Origin of the sequence: Shewanella eurypsychrophilus (genome assembly GCF_007004545.3) — a bacterium.
GTDB classification, from domain to species: Bacteria; Pseudomonadota; Gammaproteobacteria; order Enterobacterales; family Shewanellaceae; genus Shewanella; species Shewanella eurypsychrophilus.
Genome location: NZ_CP045503.2, coordinates 495,876 through 518,894, shown reverse-complemented (window position 1 = coordinate 518,894; position 23,019 = coordinate 495,876). Strand labels below are relative to the sequence as shown.

General features: G+C 43.3%; 21 protein-coding genes. 8 read left to right on the top strand and 13 right to left on the bottom strand.

Features of this window, described 5'->3' with window-relative positions; genetic code table 11:
• Positions 1-87 precede the first annotated feature (87 nt).
• Entirely contained in the window at positions 88-666 is a 579-nt protein-coding gene (locus tag FM038_RS02200) for a nucleoside triphosphate pyrophosphohydrolase family protein (protein ID WP_142871752.1), read from the top strand.
• A 334-nt stretch (positions 667-1,000) separates the two neighbouring features.
• Here the strand turns inward: FM038_RS02200 and FM038_RS02195 are convergent, their stop codons facing one another.
• From FM038_RS02195 to FM038_RS02160, 8 genes are all read right to left on the bottom strand, one after another.
• A complete protein-coding gene (locus FM038_RS02195) occupies positions 1,001-1,546 on the bottom strand; it encodes a porin family protein (protein ID WP_185965737.1) in 546 nt (181 codons plus the stop codon).
• A 688-nt stretch (positions 1,547-2,234) separates the two neighbouring features.
• Positions 2,235-2,789: a class IV adenylate cyclase gene (cyaB, locus tag FM038_RS02190; protein WP_142871750.1), complete on the bottom strand. Its 555-nt coding sequence runs from the start codon at positions 2,787-2,789 to the stop codon at positions 2,235-2,237.
• 112 nt (positions 2,790-2,901) lie between these two features.
• Positions 2,902-3,606, bottom strand: coding sequence for a DUF4336 domain-containing protein (locus FM038_RS02185; protein ID WP_223292981.1), 705 nt, complete (start codon positions 3,604-3,606; stop codon positions 2,902-2,904).
• Positions 3,607-3,724: 118 nt separating this feature from the next.
• Positions 3,725-4,807 (bottom strand): hypothetical protein, encoded by a 1,083-nt coding sequence (locus tag FM038_RS02180; RefSeq protein WP_142871749.1) that lies wholly within the window; start codon positions 4,805-4,807, stop codon positions 3,725-3,727.
• Positions 4,808-4,892: 85 nt separating this feature from the next.
• Positions 4,893-5,450 carry a hypothetical protein gene (locus FM038_RS02175; RefSeq protein WP_142871748.1) on the bottom strand — a complete coding sequence of 186 codons (558 nt, stop codon included), beginning with the start codon at positions 5,448-5,450 and terminating at the stop codon, positions 4,893-4,895.
• A 259-nt stretch (positions 5,451-5,709) separates the two neighbouring features.
• A complete protein-coding gene (ubiA, locus tag FM038_RS02170; RefSeq protein WP_142871747.1) occupies positions 5,710-6,573 on the bottom strand; it encodes a 4-hydroxybenzoate octaprenyltransferase in 864 nt (287 codons plus the stop codon).
• 98 nt (positions 6,574-6,671) lie between these two features.
• Positions 6,672-8,843, bottom strand: a complete 2,172-nt coding sequence (uvrD, locus tag FM038_RS02165) for a DNA helicase II (protein ID WP_142871746.1) — start codon at positions 8,841-8,843, stop codon at positions 6,672-6,674.
• Positions 8,844-9,061: 218 nt separating this feature from the next.
• Complete coding sequence (locus FM038_RS02160; RefSeq protein WP_142871745.1) at positions 9,062-9,415, bottom strand: RidA family protein; 354 nt, start codon at positions 9,413-9,415, stop codon at positions 9,062-9,064.
• Positions 9,416-9,790: 375 nt separating this feature from the next.
• Here FM038_RS02160 and FM038_RS02155 point away from each other — a divergent pair, with 375 nt between their 5' ends.
• A complete protein-coding gene (locus FM038_RS02155; protein ID WP_185965736.1) occupies positions 9,791-10,822 on the top strand; it encodes an ABC transporter substrate-binding protein in 1,032 nt (343 codons plus the stop codon).
• On the top strand, positions 10,819-13,332 hold the full coding sequence (locus FM038_RS02150; protein WP_185965735.1) for a bifunctional diguanylate cyclase/phosphodiesterase: 2,514 nt from the start codon (positions 10,819-10,821) through the stop codon (positions 13,330-13,332). The genes FM038_RS02155 and FM038_RS02150 overlap by 4 nt, the downstream gene beginning before the upstream one ends.
• Before the next feature lie 92 nt (positions 13,333-13,424).
• Here the strand turns inward: FM038_RS02150 and FM038_RS02145 are convergent, their stop codons facing one another.
• The 4 genes from FM038_RS02145 to udp all read right to left on the bottom strand — a co-directional run bounded on the left by FM038_RS02145 (position 13,425) and on the right by udp (position 16,898).
• Positions 13,425-14,366, bottom strand: a complete 942-nt coding sequence (locus FM038_RS02145; protein ID WP_142871743.1) for an SPFH domain-containing protein — start codon at positions 14,364-14,366, stop codon at positions 13,425-13,427.
• A complete protein-coding gene (locus tag FM038_RS02140; RefSeq protein ID WP_142871742.1) occupies positions 14,363-15,280 on the bottom strand; it encodes an SPFH domain-containing protein in 918 nt (305 codons plus the stop codon). The genes FM038_RS02145 and FM038_RS02140 overlap by 4 nt, the downstream gene beginning before the upstream one ends.
• Positions 15,281-15,352: 72 nt before the next feature.
• The gene (locus tag FM038_RS02135; protein WP_142871741.1) at positions 15,353-15,808 is read right to left on the bottom strand and encodes an NfeD family protein; all 456 of its coding nucleotides are present in this window, start codon (positions 15,806-15,808) and stop codon (positions 15,353-15,355) included.
• Between the two features lie 331 nt (positions 15,809-16,139).
• Positions 16,140-16,898 (bottom strand): uridine phosphorylase, encoded by a 759-nt coding sequence (gene udp / locus FM038_RS02130; protein WP_142871740.1) that lies wholly within the window; start codon positions 16,896-16,898, stop codon positions 16,140-16,142.
• A gap of 329 nt (positions 16,899-17,227) precedes the next feature.
• Here udp and FM038_RS02125 point away from each other — a divergent pair, with 329 nt between their 5' ends.
• A complete protein-coding gene (locus tag FM038_RS02125) occupies positions 17,228-17,440 on the top strand; it encodes an HP1242/YdcH family protein (protein ID WP_142871739.1) in 213 nt (70 codons plus the stop codon).
• A gap of 86 nt (positions 17,441-17,526) precedes the next feature.
• Here FM038_RS02125 and FM038_RS02120 read toward each other — a convergent pair whose 3' ends face one another.
• Entirely contained in the window at positions 17,527-17,985 is a 459-nt protein-coding gene (locus tag FM038_RS02120; RefSeq protein ID WP_142871738.1) for a hypothetical protein, read from the bottom strand.
• A gap of 231 nt (positions 17,986-18,216) precedes the next feature.
• Here FM038_RS02120 and FM038_RS02115 point away from each other — a divergent pair, with 231 nt between their 5' ends.
• The 4 genes from FM038_RS02115 (at position 18,217) to FM038_RS02100 (ending at position 23,004) form a co-directional block, all read left to right on the top strand.
• Positions 18,217-19,050 carry a mechanosensitive ion channel family protein gene (locus tag FM038_RS02115; RefSeq protein WP_142871737.1) on the top strand — a complete coding sequence of 278 codons (834 nt, stop codon included), beginning with the start codon at positions 18,217-18,219 and terminating at the stop codon, positions 19,048-19,050.
• A 393-nt stretch (positions 19,051-19,443) separates the two neighbouring features.
• The gene (locus FM038_RS02110; RefSeq protein ID WP_142871736.1) at positions 19,444-20,469 is read left to right on the top strand and encodes an outer membrane beta-barrel protein; all 1,026 of its coding nucleotides are present in this window, start codon (positions 19,444-19,446) and stop codon (positions 20,467-20,469) included.
• A gap of 646 nt (positions 20,470-21,115) precedes the next feature.
• Positions 21,116-22,057, top strand: coding sequence for a LysR family transcriptional regulator (locus FM038_RS02105; RefSeq protein ID WP_142871735.1), 942 nt, complete (start codon positions 21,116-21,118; stop codon positions 22,055-22,057).
• Positions 22,054-23,004, top strand: coding sequence for a LysR family transcriptional regulator (locus tag FM038_RS02100; RefSeq protein WP_142871734.1), 951 nt, complete (start codon positions 22,054-22,056; stop codon positions 23,002-23,004). Before FM038_RS02105 ends, FM038_RS02100 begins: the two co-directional genes overlap by 4 nt.
• The last annotated feature ends 15 nt before the right edge of the window (positions 23,005-23,019 follow it).

Here is a 23,019-nt window from a genome sequence, read left to right as displayed (position 1 = left end):
CTCACCCCTTTATTTTGGCTTGCCATTAAATTAGAATCACCGCAATTCCAATATTCAAACAGCAAGCTCAGGCTTCAAGGCAAATCAATGAAACTTACCGCACTTACTCAGCCACTTTACGATCACCTTTACCGTGACATCTTACAGTTTCGTTCAACCTTCGATCTGCCAAGCGAAGATGAGAGCACACTCGATGACAAGGCCGACACACTGCACACCTCATTGGCCATCGAAGAGCTCACCGAGCTTGCCGAAGCCGACAGCCGCATGGAGCAAGCCGATGCTATCGTCGATTCAGTCTATGTACTGATGGGCCGCTTAGTTCACCTTGGTGCCACTCAGGTCAGTGATCGCATGGAGATCAGCTATGTCATCGACCTGCTGTTACATGTGGCCAAGAACCGCGAAATCGATTTCATCACTTGCTGGGATGAAGTTCACTCGAGCAACATGAGCAAGGTGTGTCGCAACGAGAAAGAGCTTGAAGAGACTATCGAGTTTTACGCCAAGCAAGGCGTCGAGATTGTTGGCAGCACCAAGGGTGATTTCATCATCGCCAAGTGCGCTAAAGATGTAGATATGGCGGGTAAAATTGTGCGTCAAGGTAAGGTGCTTAAGTCGGTTTACTATCGACCAGCAGATCTGGCTAAGCTAGTGAAAGCTTAGGTCGTTCATTTTGGTTCGTTGATTTCTGGTGGGTTGTTGTTGAATTCTGACTTACTTCACTCTACTAATTAAAATCAAAAGCACTTCGTTCGAAGTGCTTTTTTGTTTTCTTACGGTTCCAATTTTCATATTGGGTTATTGAATTGAAAACCATAGCTTCATTGTGATCTATTGCCTGCCGCAGGCTTAAGTGCAAACACTTCTGCGACACGCTATGAATATATCCCTATACGCTCTGCGGTTTCATCCCTGAAACCGAAGGTCACAGCCGCGTTTACACCGGATTATTCATCTCTTCGAACAGAGTGAGTAAGCTAATATTCGGTTACTTCAACTAGAAGTAATAAACCAAATTAGCTTGAAAGCTATCAGCTTCTAAACCATACCCATCAAATTTATTATCATAACTTTTTTGCCATTCAACTTCTAAGTGTAATGGCTGCCCGCTATTGACAGAAAGTCCCACCCCGTAAACCATGTCTTCATCAGATTCGGATAAGCCAGAAACGCTCAACTTGGAAGTACCATAACCAAATAAAACATATGGTTTGAAATATTGCGCTATAAGATACCCTCCTCGAATAAGCGCATTAAACTGATGATCAACTTCAACATTAACACCACCTATTTCTTCATCCGATAAATTACTGTAACCTCTTGCTTCAATTGAAAAATAGTCGTTAAATTGATATCCTAATAAAATTCCAAGCATATTATTGCTGATATCAACGCTTCCTAGATTATCTACACTCAACTCAACATTAATTCTGGCTACTCCCAGACCTACATACATTCCTTCTGTTTCACTTGCATTAGCAATACTTACAAATAGATACATCCCACATGCTATTGCTGCAATCCCTGCTTTTCCTTTAATCATTTTATGATCCTCATTTATCATCACTTTTTTAAAATAGGATAAAACAAAGGAATATCAAGTTATGGCCTCAGAATACTGCAATATGAAGATATGCATATACCTGAAGAGTAATAAATAACAATACAAAATAGACAGGGGGAAATTCCATTTTAGCTACAACTACAACATTCTCAAACTAAGGCTTATCGATTCATACTAGATAGAATTTATCAGGTGACTTGCAGCTTCAATAACTCCCTGTTGAAAGCTGAATATGTCGTAGCCATAAGCTACTATGAACTATGAACAAGAAGCATCAATAAAGGCAATAAAGGCAATAAAGAGGTCGAAGCGAATTAGCTTCTACTCCATTCAAATTTACTATTCTCAACATAGAATAACCTTTCGATTCTTGTGCACTAGAACCTTTCTGATAGCCTGCTGGTTCAATAATCCCCCGTTGGAAGTTGCCGTAGGGAGCCGCAGAAAATAGCGTAAGACTCACATGGATGTGAGGCTAGCTTTCGGGGGGCTTGGACGCCCCATCGGAAGCGTTAGCTATTTTCAAGGGAGACCGAAGGAAGACAACTTCGCCGGGGCGTCATGGTGGATCCAAGGAGGATAAGGACGAGCAGTCCTCCTTGGTCGGGTGTGGGTTGAAGACCCACGACTTTAGTTATTAGACGTAGTCTAATTATAAGATTCAAGCCTAGCTTGATGACTCCAGATCACTCTGTAACTCACGATAACTGCGGGATTCCAATTGTTCCGCCGACAAGCCTAACTCTGCGGCGAGAGAGAGAAGTTCCTCTCGATACAGTTCCAACTTGGATTCATCTTCAGTCATGATGGCCAACTCGGCAAACTCTCCTAAACCTTCTAGTGTATCTACAGTGAGATGGAACTTGCCGAGAAAATAGATGCTGCGCAGCTTTTTGACTTCCAAGACTTGCTGATAGCCCATGGTACTGAGCATGCTTCTGGCTTTGGCTACATGATTGATATTGACGGCTTCACAGCGATCGGCTTCTGGCCCTTTGACGATCCACAGCATGATGCCTGATGGTTGTATCTCTCGGATACACACTGATTTGTTTTGGCTTGATAAACTCGCGTCTGGCAAGTCAAAATAGGTATCATGCTCCAGATTATCTTCGTGCATCACCTCAGGATTTTTACTCGCTAACAAAGCCAAAAATTGCGATCTATTCGCTAATCGATACTTGAGTTCGACTTCATAGCGACCTTCGAAATGTTTGTTCATCTATGCTCTACATACCTAGAATATAAAGTGAGAAGGTTACTCGATTGCATAGCAAATAGCATGGCTAGAAATCACAAAAAACGTAAACAACTAATTCAAAAATAGCTCACAACTAGCTCACAAACCTTTCGACTAAACGGGAAAATTCTAATTTAGCGTTTTGGCTAATCACATCCCCATGGGTGACCACGATTTTATCAAAATTCCATGCTTTTATATTATTGATAAATTGTGCAAATGCCGATTTATCCTTGATGGTAAAACCCATTTTCAAAGGCGGAGCGATACAATGATCTTTAAAGCCAAGAGGCCTAAATACGCACTTTGTCATTAGGCCAGCAAAACCCGATGGACAAGCATCGCTGTGGTTTTGAATCAAATCTGTGACTAACAAGGATTTCGATTTCTTATGAAAGAATACCGATTCATTGAAGAAGTTGACCCCTGGCATATATTGCCTATCGAAGTCTTCACTCCAGATATTGTCGAAATGCTCATCGAGCAGCTGATAATTGGCGATGGTGATTTTTTTCGGTATGCCGCCACTGACATACAATGTTGCCTTGGGATAGGCTGACTGCCAGTCATTTAGCCAAATATTATGGCCATTACTCGGGCCCACCAGATAGCGGACCAGACCAAGTTGATCGATAGCAGCCTGTAACTCAGTACTCAGTTTTGTCGGCGTGTGCAGCCATAATCCACCACAAGCCAGTTTAACCACAGTCATGCGTAACCTTAACTGTGTTCCCCCTAACGGCATCGTATCTTCGTGGGCCCAAATATCTTCACCTAACTGCGTTAATGCCAATGTCATAACTGTCCTTGTAGTTCGTTTGCTGTAACCGTTAACCTACCGAGAGTCGTACTTAATGAACAGTGACAAATCGTAAAGATTTATGCTTAAGACGCATGACTCAGAGCAAATGACACTTCTAGGTCATCACACTTAGTGGGATATCTTGTGTATCTTGCACCTTTCTCCCCTGATCAGCTAAATCTCTTGTGGCATGTTTAGCTAAGTGTTTATCAATAAATTCAGCCAACACTTGCGGCTCCGCTACCTGCATGTCGATAACATCGACTTGCTCGGTAAGCTGACCTAGGCCACCGAAATAGGTCTGGGGTCGATTAAAGCTCAGCTTGATATTACTGCTGTCACCATAACCAAAGTGCAATCCCTCTTTGTCGTCCTTTCTTAAATAACGGTCTAATTCAACACTGTCTATATCCTCAATGTTTATCGAAATAAAGCCCCAAACACTGTTGTTAATAATCAACTTATCTGCATGTCCGTAGACAGAGAAATAACGGGATATTCTGTAATTAGCAGTGACCATTACCACACTGTAACTGATAAAACTGGCCACTATGATAGCCACCAACTCACTCCAGGGGGAGATGAGCATAAAAACGACGGCGGCTAAGACAAACGTTCCCAGAGCCATCAACAACCAATGCCATCTGGACGCTGAGCGCAATGCTAAACAGGTGATAGCGCTGACATGTTTACGTGACAAATAAGGAATAGCGTAATACCAGCTCGCAGGCTCAGAGGCCATGACTAAGGCCAGAGAGCGCTTCTTATCATCTTGTTCTTGATAGGTATCTAAGATATGGACTCTAGGGTCCCCAGACAGACTTCTTGCTTGCCAAAGCGCCTTGATAATACTTGTCATCAAAAATAGCTGAAAAGCCAATAACACCGCAATAATTGGGTAACGCAGCCAGGCTATAAACTCGAAATACATGGCGATTTCAACAGGAAAACTAAACCTAGCCATCAAGCTACTCAAGCTCAATATCAGCAGCATCTTCCAAAGTCTCTGTTCACCCACCTTGATGATGCAAAACCAATAAATAAACGGCAGCAAAATGAAGTAGAGCGTAGAAAATCCAACAAGTAAGATCTGGCTATAAGCAGCCTCCAAGCTCTGTGGCAGAAATTGAAAACCTAATGAATAACAGACTATGGCACTCAGCAAAAAGATGAGTCTGAATTTTACGCTACGCCTCATAAAGGCTCCTTGCGAGAAGATGTTGACACTATGTTATATCATTTTTTAGGAACGAGGAAACGAGGAAACGAGGAAGCCGACTTTGCTAGATATGACTGACAAGTGGATTATTGCCGCCACGATTGATCTGCTCAATCTTAATAATGCAGGGTACCTTAAGTATGAATGTTTGCTGCTTAAACTGATAATCATTGTCAAACCAATGAATATAGAGTCGTAGTTTCACATCATCTTTGAAATGGTTATCACTATAAAAGTCGCGGTAACAACGCCTATTTGGCAGGTAGCCAGAATGATAGAGCTTGAGCTTTCGACCATCTAAACTTATTTCTCGATAATCGATACCGTGCTTTGCCGTATAAGGAAAATGGTAAGCTCCATAATGAAACTCACCATCGATAATCTCTATGCTTTTCCCACGGGACAGTAAACTATCCAGCTGCATGGCATTTAACCGACTATGCACACATAGGCTTGTCATACCGATACACACCAAGATCAGCAAACTCCATGAGATGAATCCCTGACGCTTGAAACGCGTTAAGATCAACCAGAAAATAATGAGTCCAGCGACACCTGCAGCCAAGATAAGCTCGAAGACTTGCCACTCTCCTGCTTCGAAAGCCGTCGCTGAATAGGCCATGTTCCCCTCCGTATGATCCAACTAAATCCATTTACTTCTTGCAGTATCACTCACGATATAAGCGGCTCAAATATCAATGACTGCGGTGAGCTACAGCCATTAGCGAGGAGCTTAATATGACGAGATGTCAAAACGATGAAAGTCACCATAGCAAGGCGAGGTGAGTTACATTGATAAGTATAGATTGGGGATGAAAATTTGAGAGGGGAAAATCGATAATATGGACATTAAGCGAGGAAGCTCAATGTCCTACCGGATGCTAGATTAAGTAATCAGCGCCTAAGGTAATGAACAGCACCAGACCAGCCCAGTTATTATTAAGAAACGCCTTAAAACAAGGCGCCCGTTCACGAGCAAAAATGAGTCGTTGCTGATAAAGGCTAAAACCGATGAAGGTGATAATACCTAAACCATAAACCAGACCACGATCCGCGGCCCAACCTGCTGTGATAAAACAAGCCAATGCGGCTAGTTGAAATAAGCCGATGATCTGTCTGTCATATTTGCCAAATAAGATGGCGGTAGACTTGATGCCGACCTTTAAATCATCTTCACGATCGACCATGGCATACATGGTGTCATAAGCCACTGTCCAACACCAGTTAGCGGCAAATAGCCACCAGGCTTCGGCTGGTACGCTGCCAGTTTGCGCGGCATAGGCCATAGGGATCGACCAACTCCACACGATACCGAGAAACATCTGCGGCATATGAGTAAAGCGCTTGGTAAAGGGGTAGATAATCGTCAGTATGATGCCCACCACTGACAATTTAACCACCAGCGGATTTAGCATCAAGACTAAGGCAAACGCACACAAGCCCATAACCACAAATAGCAGGAGCGCCTCTTTGCTCGACACCTCACCGCTCGCTATCGGCCGCGACTTTGTTCTTTCTACATGTGAATCCAGATCGCGATCGGCATAGTCATTAATGATGCAGCCACACGCACGCATGACCACAACACCAACAATAAAGATCACCAACACCTTAAGATCAGGCATGCCACCAGCGGCTAAAATCAGTGCCATTAAACATGGCCATAACAGCAGCAAGGTGCCTATAGGTCTATCCATCCGAGCAAGACGCAGATAAATATTTAGCTTTTCTTTCAAAACGCTCATATTTTAGGCTCTCCTAATACGACTCTGGCCTTTATTCAACTAGACACACTAAATTCTATAGGCATTATGACTGACACATACAAGGATTCAAGCGCTTTCTAGCTTGTTTCCAGCTTGGCATAAGCCACCACTAACCACTTACTACCAACATCGTGAAAATCAACTTGCACTCGTGCCTGTGGACCACTTCCCTCGGTATCGGTCACCTTACCTTCACCAAATTTGGAATGTGATACGCTCTGACCAACCCGGAAGCCTGACTGATTTACCACGATACTGCGACTGCGTACGACAGACTTGCTCGCTCTTTGCGGTGCACTGACTTTGGCCTTTAATCTGATCTCTTCGACATGCTGCTCCGGGATCTCTTTGATGAAACGTGACGGCCTAGCAAAGTTTTCTCGGCCATATATCCGACGCGTCTCTGCATAGGTGATATAGAGTTTCTCCATCGCACGAGTCATGCCGACATAACAGAGACGACGCTCTTCATCGAGCCTGTCCCCTTCATCCATGGCCATCTGACTCGGGAAGATCCCCTCCTCAACACCGGACATAAACACCACTGGAAACTCGAGACCCTTGGCAGAATGCAAGGTCATTAACTGCACGGCATCGGTAAATGCATCGGCTTGTCCTTCACCTGCTTCCAACGCAGCGTGGGATAGGAAAGCACTGAGCTCGCCCATCTCCTCAATATCTTCAGGCATGATAAAGGTGCGCGCTGCGGTCACTAGCTCGTCGAGGTTTTCGACTCGTGAACGTGCTTTCTCACCTTTTTCTGCTTCATACATCGCCTTGAGACCCGACTCGCGGACCACGTGATCGGTCGTACGATGTAAGCTCATCTCTGTGGTGTCTTGTTGCATCTCAACAATCAAGTCCATAAAGCCACGCACTGCATTCGCCGCGCGTCCGTTAAGTAACTTCTCTTCGAGAGCACGTAAACAGGTTTGCCATAGCGTCAACTCTTGTTGCTTAGCCGTGGCGCGTAATATATCTAGAGTACGCCCACCGATCCCACGAGTTGGGGTATTAACCACTCGCTCGAAAGCCGCATCATCATCTTTATTGTTGATGAGACGCAGATAGCTCATGGCATCTTTAATCTCTTGGCGTTCGAAGAACCTCAAACCGCCATAAATTCGATAAGCTAAGCCCTTATGTAGCAAGGCTTCTTCAAGCACTCGCGACTGAGCATTAGAGCGGTACAAGATGGCGCAGTTACTCAGATCTCCGCCCATTTCATGCCAATCGTTGATACGACCCACGATAAATCTGGCTTCATCCATCTCATTGAATGCGCAGTAAATAGATATTTTCTCACCGTCTTTATCATCGGTCCATAGCTTTTTACCCAGACGATCGGGGTTATTGGCGATGAGTTCGTTAGACGCTTTGAGAATATGGCCGGTTGAGCGATAGTTTTGTTCTAGACGAATGGTGTTTGCTTTAGGAAAATCATCTAAAAATTTATGTAGATTTTCAACTTGGGCACCACGCCAACCGTAAATAGATTGGTCATCATCGCCGACGATCATCACATTAGCGGACTCGCCAGCCAATACGCGGATCCAGGCATACTGAATCGCGTTAGTATCTTGGAATTCGTCCACCAGAATGTGTTTAAATCTATCCTGATAATGCTGCAGCACATGCGGCTTGTTGAGCCAAAGCTCATGAGCACGCAGTAAGATTTCTGCAAAGTCGACCAAGCCAGCACGATCGCAAGACTCTTGGTAAACCTGATAGATCTGCAACAGGTTCTGCTCTATTGGGAAACCACCCGCATCAATATGCTTAGGTCTTAGTCCCTGATCTTTCTTGCCATTGATATAGCCCTGAGCCTGACGAGGGGGATATTGCTTCTCGTCTAAGTGAAGGCTTTTTAGGATGCGTTTAATTAAACGCAGCTGATCATCTGAATCGATGATCTGAAACGTTTGAGGCAAGTTCACGTCTTTGTAATGAGTACGTAGCAAGCGATGTGCTAATCCGTGGAAAGTACCGATCCACATACGACCCATATTACTGCCGCTCACCTTCTCCACCCGCTCGCGCATCTCTGCCGCCGCTTTGTTGGTGAAGGTTACCGCTAGAATTGAATATGGACTCTGCTGTTCGACCTGCATCAGCCAGGCAATTCTATGGGTCAATACCCGAGTTTTGCCACTACCTGCACCCGCCAAGACCAACATACTGGTTTGAGGTGCCCCTACGGCTTCACGCTGTTTATCATTCAGGCCGTCTAGTAAAGAAGATACGTCCATTCTTGCCTCCAAAAAATCAAGCAAGTAGTATAGCAGGAGCAGGGGACTAGATCCTAGGGGCTAAGACAAGGACGCTTCGCTGTTAGCGCAAAAGAACCTTCTACAGCTTCTCTAGGGCAATGCCCGTCGAACAAGCGCAGCCGTCTGCGAAGCGACAGGCCAAAGGCCATCATCTTGGCTTTACTCTCTTCCTCGCTCCTAGGAACTCAAACCTTGTTTTAAACTTTCTCTGCTGCGACAACCGAAATCTCTACTAGAAGCGCTTCTCTTGCCATCTTAGCCGCAACACAGGCTCGAGCTGGTGCATGCCCTTCTGCGACCCAAGCATCCCAGACAGCATTCATTTCGGCAAAATAGCTCATATCTTTCACATAAATAGTTGCCGATAAAATATGTTCACGATCACTGCCCGCTTGCTCAAGCAAGGCATCGACTTTATCCAGCATAGACTGCGTCTGCTCAGTGATCCCTTGCTCGGCATCTTTACACACCTGACCACATAAATAGATAGTGCCGTTGTGCTTAACGATGCGGCTCATACGTGCGCCAGTTTCCATACGTTCAATTGTCATTGATATACCTTAGTAATGGGATAAAAAAGAAGGGTTATCTTACCTAGAAGCGCACTAACTAGCGATATCTAGTGATATCTAGTGATAATTTTGCTGATCTGGATCAGCACTTATATCTGCTCATACCATGAGATTTTATCAACTATACTTAATACCAATCAGTATAAGAAAGTGATCTACTCAGAGTTATTTTTGGCAAACTAATTCAAGCTGAATAGGTGATGGAATGGTTATTCCCTTGTGAAGCTATTCAACGAAGAAGTAGGCGGCCAAAAATACTCCTGAAAGGCGAGCTTTAGCGCATCTGATGCTGTGTTAACGAGCTAGTACGTAGAATTACTAGGCTTTGTAATGGACTATAGGATGGTAAATTGCATGAACGCTTCTTTTACTGGTTTACACGTATCTCTACGTGCTCATTTGCTAGCTTGTCCTCATCAGTTAGTAGGCCTCATCCCCTATTTCCGCCTCCTTGGTTTATTAACGCTCACCCTTATTCTTACAGCTTGCCAACCAGCACAAGAATCACCTCTTCGTATTGCAAGTAACACTTGGCCTGGATATGAGCCACTTTATTTAGCCAGAAACCTTGGTCATTTTGATAACACCCAAGTCAATTTAGTCGAAATGACCTCTGCATCAGAGGTCATTCATGCCCTGCGAAACCATACTATAGAAGGGGCGGCCCTGACCTTAGATGAAGTGCTCACCGTGATGGAAGATGGCTACGACTTAAAGGTGATACTCGTCATGGATTTCTCAAACGGTGGCGATGTGCTACTCAGTAAGCCTGACATCTCTTCGTTAGCTGAGTTAAAAGGAAAAAATATCGCCGTTGAATATACTGCCGTAGGCGCGATTTTACTTAATGGAGCCTTGCAAGCCGCTAACCTTAGCGCCGAAGATGTCAATATCATTGCCTGCTCATTCGATGAGCACCAATTCTGTTATTTACACGCTGATGCTGTGGTAACCTTTGAGCCCAATAGAACAAGCATACTGGCACTAGGGGCCAATCAACTATTCGATAGCAGCCAAATACCGGGCAGAATTATCGACGTGCTTGCTGTGCATACAAAAACGTTGGAGTCACACCCTAGGGCACTCAACCAGCTCATTAGCGGCTATTTCAAAGCCATTGATTACTTTAATCAGCAACCTTTAGCTGCTGCAGAATTAATGAAAGACAGAATGAGACTGACTCCCTCTGCAATACTCGCGAGCTATGAAGGCCTTCACCTTCCTAGCTTGGCTGAAAACATAGATTTATTAAGAGGTGAAAGCTCTAAACTCGAGGAGATTGCCACCGATTTATCAAGCTTTATGCGTCAACGAAAGCTACTTAGCCATGAAGTATCAGTAAAGGCGATAGGCACAGACCAGTTTACCTTAAAGGTATCACCATGAAAGGGATTAGAACGCTTTCGTTAAAACTCTGGTTACCTGGATTTATTTTATTCACCTTCTTTTCACTAGGCGGGTTTGTTGTCCTACAAGTCTATCAAGACCTTGAATCTGAACTTATCAATTCGAGCTTGAACTTTATTCGCAAAGATATCTCAGCATTGCAGCGACAGATGGAAAAACAGATCAGCCATAACAGACTATTAGAAGCGGGACAATCACTGTCAGCAAGAGGGGTCAACACACGTTATAAAGTCTTAATTTCACTCGACGAGAATGGAAAAATACTCCACTCAACAAGATTTGCCATCAAGGGAATGATGGCACACGTGATACTTCCTCAATTTGAAATAAAACGTTTTATTCAGATACAAAAAAACAAGCAGATGGACATTCGGCTATCGAAAGATGGCCATAGCATAACGGCATACTACCCGCTAATTCTTGCCCGCTCCCCCGATGAAATTCGTCCAACCCAAACTGGGGGTATTTTTGTCATTTATGATTTGACGCCTGAACAATCACAAATTTGGTCTAATGTGAGTCTATTTAGCATACCTATAGGCCTACTTTTGCTGATAGCAATGACAACAATTAGCCTATTTCTCAACTTATTTGTCACTCGCCCAATTCAGAACTTAGTTAATAGCTCTAATGACTTAGCCAAAGGTCAGCTAAAAGCCCGCTGCCAAATACAAGGTCAGGGAGAAATAGCACTACTCGGTCGGTCATTTAACGATATGGCGATTCAACTTGAAGAAAGATTCGAACTCAGTCAAAAAGCGGAATTAGCCATTTTAGAGCAAAAACATCTGATGACGGATATTCTTAACTCCACGGCAGAAGCAATCTACGGTATTGATCTCAATGGCAATTGCATCTTTGCCAATCCAACCTGTATCAATATATTGGGATATACCGATATCGATCAGTTGTTAGGCAAGAATATGCATGATCTTATTCATTATAAACATGCTGATTTCACCCCCTATAAACTGGAAGATTGCCCCATATATGGTGTACTGAGTTCAAGCGAAGGTGTCCACGTTGATGCAGAAAAATTATGGCGAGCAGATGGTACAGGGTTCACTTCTGAGTATTGGTCATACCCCATTGAACGAGAAGGAAAGACGATTGGTGCTGTCGTGACCTTTCTCGATACTACTGATAGAGAGAAAGCCGCTGAACTGATACGGCATCAGGCTCACTATGACACACTGACAGATCTACCAAATCGCTTTCTGGCCTTAGAGCGTTTATCGCAAATGTTAGAAGAGAGCGAACGCTCAAACGAGAATATCGCGGTGTTGTTTCTCGATTTAGATGATTTTAAAAAAATCAACGATTCTCTCGGCCATGAAACGGGCGATAAACTCCTTATCGAAGCCGCTGAACGCTTACGCACCTCTATTCGTAATGGTGACACTGTAGGTCGTTTAGGCGGTGATGAGTTCATTATATTACTGCATGGGCTCAAGTTAGCGACCGATGTTAGACCGGTCGCTGAGCACCTTATAAATAGCTTTAGAAAGCCTTTTATCGTGGGAGTCCGAGAATTGGTACTGACCGCCAGTATTGGTATATCGATTTACCCAGCCGATGGTCAAACGGCTTCCGAATTACTACGAAATGCAGATTCCGCCATGTACCACGCCAAGGAGCAAGGCAGAAATACTTACTCATATTTCACCGACAAGATGAATAAAGAGGTTTCCAGACGACTGGCAATTGAAGAGCAGATCCATGGAGCATTAGAGCGTGGCGAGTTTACGGTTTATTATCAAACTCAAGTTGATATCAATCACAACCTCATCATGGGAGCCGAAGCCTTACTACGCTGGTCAAATCCAGCACTTGGTAAGATATCGCCTGATGAATTTATTCCTATTGCCGAACAAACTGGCGTGATAATTCCACTTGGTAAGTTTGTATTTCAGCAAGCAATAGTGGCTACAAGCTTATGGAAGAAGAAGCATGCTAGTCCATTTAGAATTGCCATCAACCTCTCTCCTTGCCAATTTAGGGACCCAGATCTGGTGTCCTTCATCATAGATGAAGTCAATCAGTCCGAGCTGTCAGCTAAAGAGATTGAACTTGAAATTACCGAAGGTGTTTTACTCAGCGGTCATGATTACATCACCGAAGCACTAGGGAGCTTGAGCCAGGCTGGATTTTCTATTGCCATGGATGATTTCGGCACAGGCTATTCTTCACTCAATTACCTCAGGACTTATCCATTTAATGTACTGAAAATAGATCGTACTTTTATCAATGACATCGAGAAAGGAACTGCCAACAAGGAGCTCATTCTAGCCATGATTGCTATGGCTCATGCTTTAGGTATACGTGTCGTGGCTGAAGGGGTAGAAACTGCCGCTCAACTCGACTACCTCAAGCATATCAACTGCGATTATGCCCAAGGATTTTTCTTTAGTGAACCAGACTCAGTAGTCAAATTGCTACTGTCTAATCCACAACCTCAGTGCAATATTAAAATCATCAAATCATCATGACCTTACACAAGACTCGACCTTTCAATAAAAAATGACGCCCAAAAAACTCAGTGCGTCATTTAAAATATCAATCGTTCATCAAGTGCCAGCCATTAACTCTTTGGCTTTTCTTCCTTCAAGCCAATGCTATCCATCCAATGATCGAAGTCCATCATATTACCTGGTAACACAATCTTACTGGCACGGTTACTTAAACCATCCAGCTGCTTGAGGTATTGAGCACCTAATTGCATTCGCATCACGTTTTGACCACCTGGCGCCGAGATAACTTCGGCCATTCGCTCAATCGACTCGGCAGTAGCGCGCGCTATGGTAAGCAGCTCTTCCCCCTTACCTTCAGCCTCATTGATTCTACGCTGCATCTCACCTTCAGATATGTTCACCATTTCGGCCTTAAGACCTTCAGAGCGATTTATTTTACTCTGCTTATCCCCTTCACTCTTTGCGAGTAATGCACGGCGTTCACGCTCAGCATTCACTTGCATCTCCATGGCATTTTTGACCGTATCTGGAGGAGTGATGTTTTTAATTTCATAGCGATGAACCCGAATGCCCCACGTAGCACCAGCCTGATCTAATACCTCAACGACCTTGGCACTAATGACATCACGTTCTTCAAAGGTGCGATCGAGATCGAGCGTACCAATAACCGAGCGTGTTGTCGTCTGTGCTAGCTGAATCGCCGCGTAGCGGTAATCAGTAACGCCATAACTTGCCTTCACGGGATCGACGACTGAAATATAGATCACACCATCAACTTCGACATTGACCTCATCACTTGAGAAACACTCTTGAGGCGGCACATCAATCGTCTCCTCTTTCAAATCATGAATGTAAGAGACCTTGTCGACAAAAGGTACTAAGGCATGAAAACCTGCATCTAATGTTAAGTGGTACTTACCTAATCGTTCAACAATATAGGCCGACTTGGTTGGTACCAAGCGAATCGATTGAAACAGCTTAATAATGAAAACGGCAAAGATCAGTGCCCAGATCCCTAAAACGATAAGATCCGTATCTATTCCTGCAATCATGAGCGACCTCCTTTCACTGTTTGAGTAACCTGTTCCATCCCTTCAAAAAAACCTTCTAACTTTGCCATTTCAGCCGGCACAACCGAGACATCGGCCTCTTCGAGTATCTTGCCTATCTGGCCAATAAACTGCTCTTTAAGCTGCATATTCATCGCTTCAATACCACCATTTACTGCCAGTGCAGCGGAGACTAGCTCCATACCCTCGGCTTTAGCCTTAGCAACAATACTGATCTCTTGCGCCGTACCTTTAGCTTCATTGATACGCTTCTGCTTTTGACCCTCTGAGATATTAATCGCTTCTTGTCGCTCCCCTTCAGATAAGTTGATCATCGCCGCTTTTTCCGCATTCGCTAAGGTGATCTCTGCACGCTTACTGCGCTCAGCTTCCATCTGCTTCTCTAACGTGTGGATCACGTGTCTGGACGGAGTGATATTTTTAATCTCATATCTGAGTACTTTGATCCCCCACGGGTCTGACGCCTTATCGATCTCTCGGACAATCGACTCATTGAGACTATCTCGCTCGGAAAAGGTCTGGCTTAGGGATAATTTACCAATTTCAGAACGCATGGTGGTTTGCGCTAAGTTAACTGCTGCGCGTCGATAATCTTCGATACCATAACTGGCAAACTTGCCATCCATCACCTTGAGGTAGACTAGGCCATCAACTTCCAATTGAGTGTTATCTTTTGAGATACAGCTTTGAGGCGGCACGTCGAGCACCTGTTCACGAATTTCATGCTTATAGGCCACTCTGTCGAAGAAAGGGATTAAGAAATGAAACCCGGGTTGTAGCACTGCACGAAACTTACCTAAACGCTCAATAACATTAACTTCTCGCATAGGGACAATAAGTAATAACTTGTAGAGAATAAAAAAAACAAAAAGCACAAATAGGGTAAACGCAAACATAGATTCCATCCTTACTTAACGATAGAGCACGAACACTCTTAATCTAAATAAATAACAAACAAATTAAGACAATTACGCCCTTTCATGGGGCTCAACGACAAAGGCAATATTGTCCCTGCAGATAATACGAACTTGTGTACCGACAGCAATTTCACTACCGTCACCTAAGGCAGACCATTCGGTGCCCTGAAATTCGATACGACCTTGCTTTTGTGCGGGTCCAATAGCTTCTTTTACTAAAGCAATTTGGTTATAGAGGTCTAGTTCTTCGTCGGTGTTGTCAACATGAGCATCACCACCAACCAGCTTCTGAGTGACTCGTCTAAAACTCAATAACAACACAATAGAAACAATAAACCACATGGTCAATGCCTGAACGATTCCATCCACAAGACCTACGGCTAACGCTCCGGCAACAGCTAAGCATGCACCACCGAGTAAAATAACAATACCACCGGGAATAACGATCTCCGCCAGCATTAAAATCACCCCTAAACACGCCCAGATAAAGGCACTTGAAAACTCCATATTTCCCCCTTGGAATGATAGTTTCCGTAAAAACCACTATATCAGCAGAAACTCCTCTTCGCGACATATTATGTCAAAGAATGATACTGAAACGTGTCCAACCATGCTAACCGGTTATTTACTATGACAATAATTTATGTAAAGAGCCTTAATTTAATGGTATTTAATACTTAAAAGCAGTGGCTGGAATAGATCAAGACATCTATTCATTCATTTTAATCACAGGTATAAAAAAGGCGCCTGAGGCGCCTTTTTATCTGTATTACAGCAGTATTAAGCTAATTGCAGGGAAGCTTAATCTTAAACACTCCAGCTAATCGCTAGGGCCTGTTTATGCGAGTAACTTCTTAGCCGCCGCAACAACAATAGAGATCGCGCTGACTTCAGTATTCTTCATCGTGACTTCATCAGGGATCTCCTGTTGAGTACGATTCACAATAACACCTGCAACGCAGGCTGCACGCCAACCTTGAGAAGCACACATAGTAAATAGTGTCGAAGACTCCATCTCATAATTCAACACACCAAGATCTTGCCACTCTTGCATAGAGCCTTTGAATTGACGTGTAATGCGTCCAGATACGGTATCGTAACGCTCTTGACCCGGATAGAAGGTATCAGATGAAGCGGTGATACCAATATGTGGCTCAAGGCCAGCCTCACGACTCGCTGCTACCATAGCGGTAGTACATTCAAAGTTTGCTACTGCTGGATATTCCATTGGAGCAAAATGCAAACTAGCACCATCTAAGCGTACTGAAGCCTGAGTCACAATGACATCACCCACATTGACTTGAGGTTGAATCGCACCGGTAGTACCGACTCGTAGGAAGGTCGTCACACCCAATTGAGCTAACTCTTCAACTGCAATTGAAGTCGATGGCCCACCAATACCGGTAGAACAAACAACAACGGGCTTGCCGTCTATGTAAGCTAGGTAGCTGGTATATTCGCGGTGACTCGCTAAAAATGTTGCCCCTTCCATTAATTCGGCAATACGTTTAACTCTTTCAGGATCACCTGGCACTATCGCCAAGCTTGCTCCATCTAACATTTTCTTGGTCAAGCCTAAGTGAAATACATCAGACATTGTGAAAACCCCTTTCAATTTTGATTATAAAATTCTTCTATTTTCGACTTTAACCTAGTATCGATGCCAATAAGGTTAACTCGATCACACTTTTTCTGGCAACAGGTAAATATTTTGATGTAAGACAGTTACAGAATAGATTATTTGGTTTTATAGAGACCCAAAGCCATTTATGCCTATAGAACTCATGCGTATACACAATTTTTAGCTTGTATGCATCGTCTAAAAACTATTATTAGTCTAGTTGATATAGATCACATTCATTGTCTAAAAACTGGGCTAATTTAAACTTGAACCAAAGGATAAAAGCAGATTAAAGGAGTTAAAACATGTTTCCCGAATACAGAGAATTGATCACTAAACTTAAGAGTCATGACAACCACTTCCTCAAGGCATTTAATAAGCATAATGCCCTTGATCATGAAATCAAGGAGCTTGAGCAGCACAGCGACAGTGATATAAATAACCAGATCCAAGAACTGAAAATGAAGAAGCTTCATTTGAAAGAAGAGATATTTTCTATATTACAAAAAGCCGAATAGCACTAAGCCAACTCCTATAAGATTCAGATATAAAAATGGGCGCAGCGCGCCCATTTTTATATCGTTAATGTTTATCAGAATTAGTCTTACAAGGCTTTTAGTAATGCTTCACTCGAATCAAAAATCTCTACATCGACGATCTTTAACTTATCAAGCTTAATCAAGGTCGCCTTGTCTTTCTCACCGGGCAACATGCTCGAAACATCACCATCTCTGTCTAAGCCCATTGAAAACGGCAGATCCTTCATCTGCGGAATAGCCACAAACTTAGCGATTAATGAAGGCATACCGCTGATATCGGCAACATACACTAAGTCTTCTGTAGTCTGACCATCAGCCGCTTTTTTCTCTAATGCTTCTTTAATAATGTCGCCACCTTTCATATTGCGGCTAAATAGCAATACCTGAGTGTTAGCATCAACCACTACCTGCTGCTCAAACTGGTCTTGCAGTGTGATGGGCGCAACACGCTCACCTTCTGCGTAGTAAGATGCTTGAGCAATGCCAACAAACAGGGTGCAGATTGTAAAAATAAGCGCTCTCATAAAATAGCTCCAAAATTGGGTTATAGAATATCAGGGTATCCGATCCCTCGAGGCGCTACAGTAACCTCACACCCAATTCATGATCTTCTTCACGTTGATCCTCAGATTGTCATATGGCTCATCTAAGTTTTACTAAATTCCCTTACAATATCAGTACAATTGTCAGTAAATGTGAGTAACATTACCATCGAGTATTAGTCTCAAGTTTACCAGCGATAAAAAGGACAAGTTATGCCGGAAGAACATCTGCAACAGGAGCTTCAGCAGTTACAAAACGTATATACGCTGATCACTGAATTTTTAGTGCAATACAGCTTCCGCCTCGTCGGCGCATTCATCATCTTCTTAATCGGGTTATGGTTAGCAGCTAAAGTCTCAAACCTTGTCACTAGACAATTTGAAAAGCACAATATTGATCTCACCTTAAGCAGCTTCGTCAGTAACTTAGTTCGCATACTTATCATCATCATGGTTGCCATTGTAGCCTTGGGGAAATTGGGGATCAGTGTCACACCTATGGTTGCGGCTATTGGTGCAGCTTCTCTTGGAGCAGGCCTTGCCATACAAGGAATGCTGTCTAACTATGCTGCAGGCATCACCATCATAGTCACCCGACCATTTGTCGTAGGTAACACCATCACAGTCAAAGAGGTCACTGGTGTCGTTAAGGATATTTTTCTAGGGATGACAGTGTTGACCAATGAGGAGGGCGAACAGATAAATATCCCTAACAAGCATATCGTTGGCGAGATATTGCATAACTCTTTTGCTAACAAACTAGTCGAAACCCGATTTAACATCAGCTACCAAACCGATCCTGAACACGTAACAGCGCTGACAACCAAGCTATTAGCTGAGAGTCCACAGGTATACCAAGATAAGGGCCTACATGTCGGTATTAATGGTTTTAACAGCATAGGTATCGAAATAGGCATACGCTACTGGGTACCAACACAAACTTATTATCAGGATAAGTACCAAACAAACTTGGCTATCTATAAAGCACTGAACGCCGCAGGCATTAAAATCCCCTGCCCGGTGCGAGAAGTTCATATAGAAAGGTAGACAAATAAAAACCAAGGTTAATTCATTTACCTTATTAATAGTTAGTTGAGACTGACTATTAATAAGATATTCGTTTGCTGACTCAATAGGGGCAATAAAAAGTACGGAAATCATCATAAATTAAACTCAACAATAAAAATCAAATAGTTACAAAAGATACCATTCATAACATACAAGTATAGTATCGGATGAAATCCATAAACATTCATAAAACCTCTAAGCACAAAACTTAATCGAAACTTAAGCCAGCTAAGACTTTGAGGCTATACATAATGAATTCGAATAATCATTATAAGAGATACTCTATCGATCAAATTATCTACTTCCCCCAAAATGCACCCCATAGAAACAAAACACATAATGATTTTGAAATTTCCATTAGGGAGCACAAAGATGAAAAAATCACTACTAGCTATCGCACTTATGAGTACTTTCTCATATGCAAACGCTGCAGATATCGACAACACTTGGTACTTAGGTGCCGGTGCAGGTCAAAGCAACTACGAATCAGTAGATGTAACAAACGGCGATTACCTCGGTGACGACAGTGACCTAGCTTGGAACGCCATTGTTGGTTACCAGCTAAACAAATACTTCGCTGTAGAAGCCGGTTGGCAAGATCTTGGTACTGCTGATGACAATCACATGCGTACCGATAATGGGCAAAGCATTGAAGTTGATGGCTTTACTTTAGGTATGGTCGGTACACTTCCATTAAATGAAAAGTGGTTCCTAACTGGTGAAGCCGGTGCTTACCAATACCACCTTGCACATCAGATGAATGCTGATAAATATGTAAGCGCTACTGATACTGCTGCTTACTTTGGTGCTGGTGTGGGTTACAACATCACTGACTCTCTATCTGTCTCTGCTAAATACCGTCGTTTCGCCGGTATCGATGAGTCAGCATGGAACACTGCCAATATGGATGCGCAAACTGTAGGTCTTCAAATGACTTACCGTTTCGGTGTGAAGCCAACGCCAACTCAAACAGCTGTCGTTCTTCCTGCTGTGATCAAAGAGACTAAGCCAGCAGCACGCCCTGAGCCAGTCTACGAGACAAAAGTAGAAAAGAGCAGTATTGCTGTCCTATTCGGTTTTGATTCTTCAGAGTTAAGCAGCACAGCTCAAGCAAAGCTTGACGAAGTCGTTCGCATCTCTAAGAAAAATGACAGCGATGTCATCATGCTTAACGGTCAAGCAGATAACCAAGGTGATGCGACTTACAACCTGAATCTATCTGAAGCACGTGTACAGCACGTTGAAGATTACCTGACTTCTCATGGTGTTGAAGTTAAACAGCTAGAGAAACAAGCTTCTGGTGAGCAAGGTGCTCATGCTAATACGACTCAAGAGCGTGCTCTAGAGCGTCGCGTTATCATCACGCTAACCAGTGAAACACAAGTTATTGCATCTTAAACTTGAGATGTAACTCTGACTGCCAAGGATAGGCTATCAGCGTGTTAACGCACATTTTGTCAGAATATATGGACCCGATAACTCTAGGATTGAGTGTCTGACATAGAAGGGATTCATTCTCTCTAGTTAAGGAAAGTCTGTTAGGAAAATAGGCTCAGGTTAATACGGATGTTGCACTGCTTAAAAAGGATTTAATACCCATTGGTATTACTCATTGAATCAGGAAAGATAAGCTAGGCCTAGCAAGATGCAATTAACACAGGATGTGTTGGCCAGTTGTAACATGGAACAAGTTACCACAAGGACGACTGACTTCAACTTAGCAGGAAGCGCCCAGAACCCGGATGTCCTGGTTTGAAGTGAAATAGAGACTATACATGCGAAACCAATACGGAAATAAAATGACATTAGCAGGATGCTAAAGCCTAGTTAAGGATAGCTAGGTAGTTCAACAAGAAGGACCTTTAAAAGGATTTTTCCCTCTTAATCAATATCTTTGTTTAAGACGCTAGTTTGTGACCCCTAAGGCCAAGGATCGGCCTTTTTTTCACTTAACACCCCCTAATTTCAACTGTTACCGCTTTGATCATAATCCCATTTACACTATAGTCGAGCTGTCAACGAATTAACTTATTCGAGCCGCTGGATGCCATTACACAGAAACTTCGAACAACTAAAAGATTGTGACCTCAACTTACTGATAGCTTTATCGGTATTGCTGAAAGAAGCACATGTCACTAAGGCTGCTAAGCAGCTTAATTTATCTCAATCGGCAATGAGTCAGGTCTTAAAAAGATTACGGCTTATGTTCGAAGATCCCCTGTTAGTAAAGGGGCACAATGGCATGACATTAACCAATAAAGCACTCAGCATAGAACAAGATCTAAAGCCTTTGCTGGTGAAGGTCATAGAACTGTTAGAAACTGATGACTTTGATCCTAAGACGGCACGAGGGCGCATACGTTTTATCATGAACGATGCCACCGCCCAATTGTGTATTGCGCCTTTGCTGAGCCGAATGAATGAGCTAGCACCTAATCTTGAAATTGAATATCTAACCCAACGACGAGATGGGTTTCAGGAATTACGTCGTGGTCAGGTAGACCTTATCGTCGGATTTTATGACAATGTCCCTAAACCCATCCAAAGTATGACGCTAGCGCGAGCTAACTGGCAGATGGTCTCTTTGAGCCATGACTTCGCCGTACAGCAAGGCGAATATAATGCGGAAACAGGCCTGAAACTGTTGAGATACCAATATCAAGAACATAACCAAATCCATGTGATTAATGCGCTGAAAAAAATAAACGCACAAGAGGCCTCATACGCACTCACATCTGGTTCACTGTCCACGATGATCCAGGCGCTTAAGACTGAGAATACCGCCACGCTTATCCCTCACTATATCACTAAGCTACTATCTGAATATGAAGCAGAGTCCTTTAACTGGTTAGGTGAGCCTATTGCTCTGGAACTTAAGCTTTGCTGGAATAGCCATAGTCGTAATGCCGAGCTGCAGAAATGGTTTAGAAAAGAGCTGTCTGACATCTTACAAACTCACCTGACAATCGAAAGTATGACTCCATGAATCATTCAGATCTGAAAATAATTCAAGGCTGTGACTTAAACTTATTACTGAGTTTAGTCATCTTAATCGAAGAGCAAAGCGTATCTAAGAGTGCCGATAGACTCGACATCTCTCAGCCAGCCATGAGCCAAAACCTCAAAAAAATACGTGCCTTGTTTAATACTCCCCTGTTTGTCAAACATGGTCAGGGGATCAAAGCAACGGAACATGCCATCGCTCTACTCCCAAAATTACGAGAGTGGTTGCAGATGAGTAGCCAACTGATTTTACAACAACCTTTCGACCCTGCCGAAACCCATGGCGTCATTCGTATCGCCTTTATGGATGATCTCACTCAGCAAATGATCCCTATGATGTTAGATAAGATAATGAAAGAGGCGCCCAATGTTGAACTGGAGTTCGTTCATAAACCAAGAGACCTGTTCACTATGCTCGAATCTGGTGAGTTGGACTTAGCCGCCGGAGGTACAGAGGCGCCACCGGCTAATATATATGGCCGCCGGCTCAATCAAGACCAATATTGCGCGGCATTTGCAAAAACACATCCACTGGCGAAGATAAAAAACCCCAGTTTAACGCAGATTTTTTCTTATGAAACCGCTGAATACTCATCATCGAACCTCGTTGAGGGTCAAATAAACCTCATGGTGCAGGCTCATAATCTAACGCGTAAAGTGAGTTTTGTTAGCAACTCAATAATGGTCATGATGCATGGTTTAATGGCTGGTAAACATGTAGGATTTATTCCTGAACGTGCCCTGCAATATGAACTATGGAAAGATAAGTTTGTAGGCGCATCAATCGCGCCGCTTCCCCCCTTAGAAAGTACTCTCTACTGGCATGCAAGAGTACATAGGGACCCATTGATCCAGTGGTTCAAAGATCACTGTTTAAATATTGTGTCATCCTTGAAAGATGATGGCACCTTGATGCAACCACAAAAGTAATTTATACCTATTGCA

Bases quoted from the DNA above. Each gene is read 5' to 3' on its own strand.
- FM038_RS02200 (WP_142871752.1), top strand. From the start codon at position 88: ATGAAACTTACCGCACTTACTCAGCCACTTTACGATCACCTTTACCGT.
- FM038_RS02195 (WP_185965737.1), bottom strand. From the start codon at position 1,546: ATGATTAAAGGAAAAGCAGGGATTGCAGCAATAGCATGTGGGATGTAT.
- cyaB (WP_142871750.1), bottom strand. From the start codon at position 2,789: ATGAACAAACATTTCGAAGGTCGCTATGAAGTCGAACTCAAGTATCGA.
- FM038_RS02185 (WP_223292981.1), bottom strand. From the start codon at position 3,606: ATGACATTGGCATTAACGCAGTTAGGTGAAGATATTTGGGCCCACGAA.
- FM038_RS02180 (WP_142871749.1), bottom strand. From the start codon at position 4,807: ATGAGGCGTAGCGTAAAATTCAGACTCATCTTTTTGCTGAGTGCCATA.
- FM038_RS02175 (WP_142871748.1), bottom strand. From the start codon at position 5,450: ATGGCCTATTCAGCGACGGCTTTCGAAGCAGGAGAGTGGCAAGTCTTC.
- ubiA (WP_142871747.1), bottom strand. From the start codon at position 6,573: ATGAGCGTTTTGAAAGAAAAGCTAAATATTTATCTGCGTCTTGCTCGG.
- uvrD (WP_142871746.1), bottom strand. From the start codon at position 8,843: ATGGACGTATCTTCTTTACTAGACGGCCTGAATGATAAACAGCGTGAA.
- FM038_RS02160 (WP_142871745.1), bottom strand. From the start codon at position 9,415: ATGACAATTGAACGTATGGAAACTGGCGCACGTATGAGCCGCATCGTT.
- FM038_RS02155 (WP_185965736.1), top strand. From the start codon at position 9,791: ATGAACGCTTCTTTTACTGGTTTACACGTATCTCTACGTGCTCATTTG.
- FM038_RS02150 (WP_185965735.1), top strand. From the start codon at position 10,819: ATGAAAGGGATTAGAACGCTTTCGTTAAAACTCTGGTTACCTGGATTT.
- FM038_RS02145 (WP_142871743.1), bottom strand. From the start codon at position 14,366: ATGATTGCAGGAATAGATACGGATCTTATCGTTTTAGGGATCTGGGCA.
- FM038_RS02140 (WP_142871742.1), bottom strand. From the start codon at position 15,280: ATGTTTGCGTTTACCCTATTTGTGCTTTTTGTTTTTTTTATTCTCTAC.
- FM038_RS02135 (WP_142871741.1), bottom strand. From the start codon at position 15,808: ATGGAGTTTTCAAGTGCCTTTATCTGGGCGTGTTTAGGGGTGATTTTA.
- udp (WP_142871740.1), bottom strand. From the start codon at position 16,898: ATGTCTGATGTATTTCACTTAGGCTTGACCAAGAAAATGTTAGATGGA.
- FM038_RS02125 (WP_142871739.1), top strand. From the start codon at position 17,228: ATGTTTCCCGAATACAGAGAATTGATCACTAAACTTAAGAGTCATGAC.
- FM038_RS02120 (WP_142871738.1), bottom strand. From the start codon at position 17,985: ATGAGAGCGCTTATTTTTACAATCTGCACCCTGTTTGTTGGCATTGCT.
- FM038_RS02115 (WP_142871737.1), top strand. From the start codon at position 18,217: ATGCCGGAAGAACATCTGCAACAGGAGCTTCAGCAGTTACAAAACGTA.
- FM038_RS02110 (WP_142871736.1), top strand. From the start codon at position 19,444: ATGAAAAAATCACTACTAGCTATCGCACTTATGAGTACTTTCTCATAT.
- FM038_RS02105 (WP_142871735.1), top strand. From the start codon at position 21,116: ATGCCATTACACAGAAACTTCGAACAACTAAAAGATTGTGACCTCAAC.
- FM038_RS02100 (WP_142871734.1), top strand. From the start codon at position 22,054: ATGAATCATTCAGATCTGAAAATAATTCAAGGCTGTGACTTAAACTTA.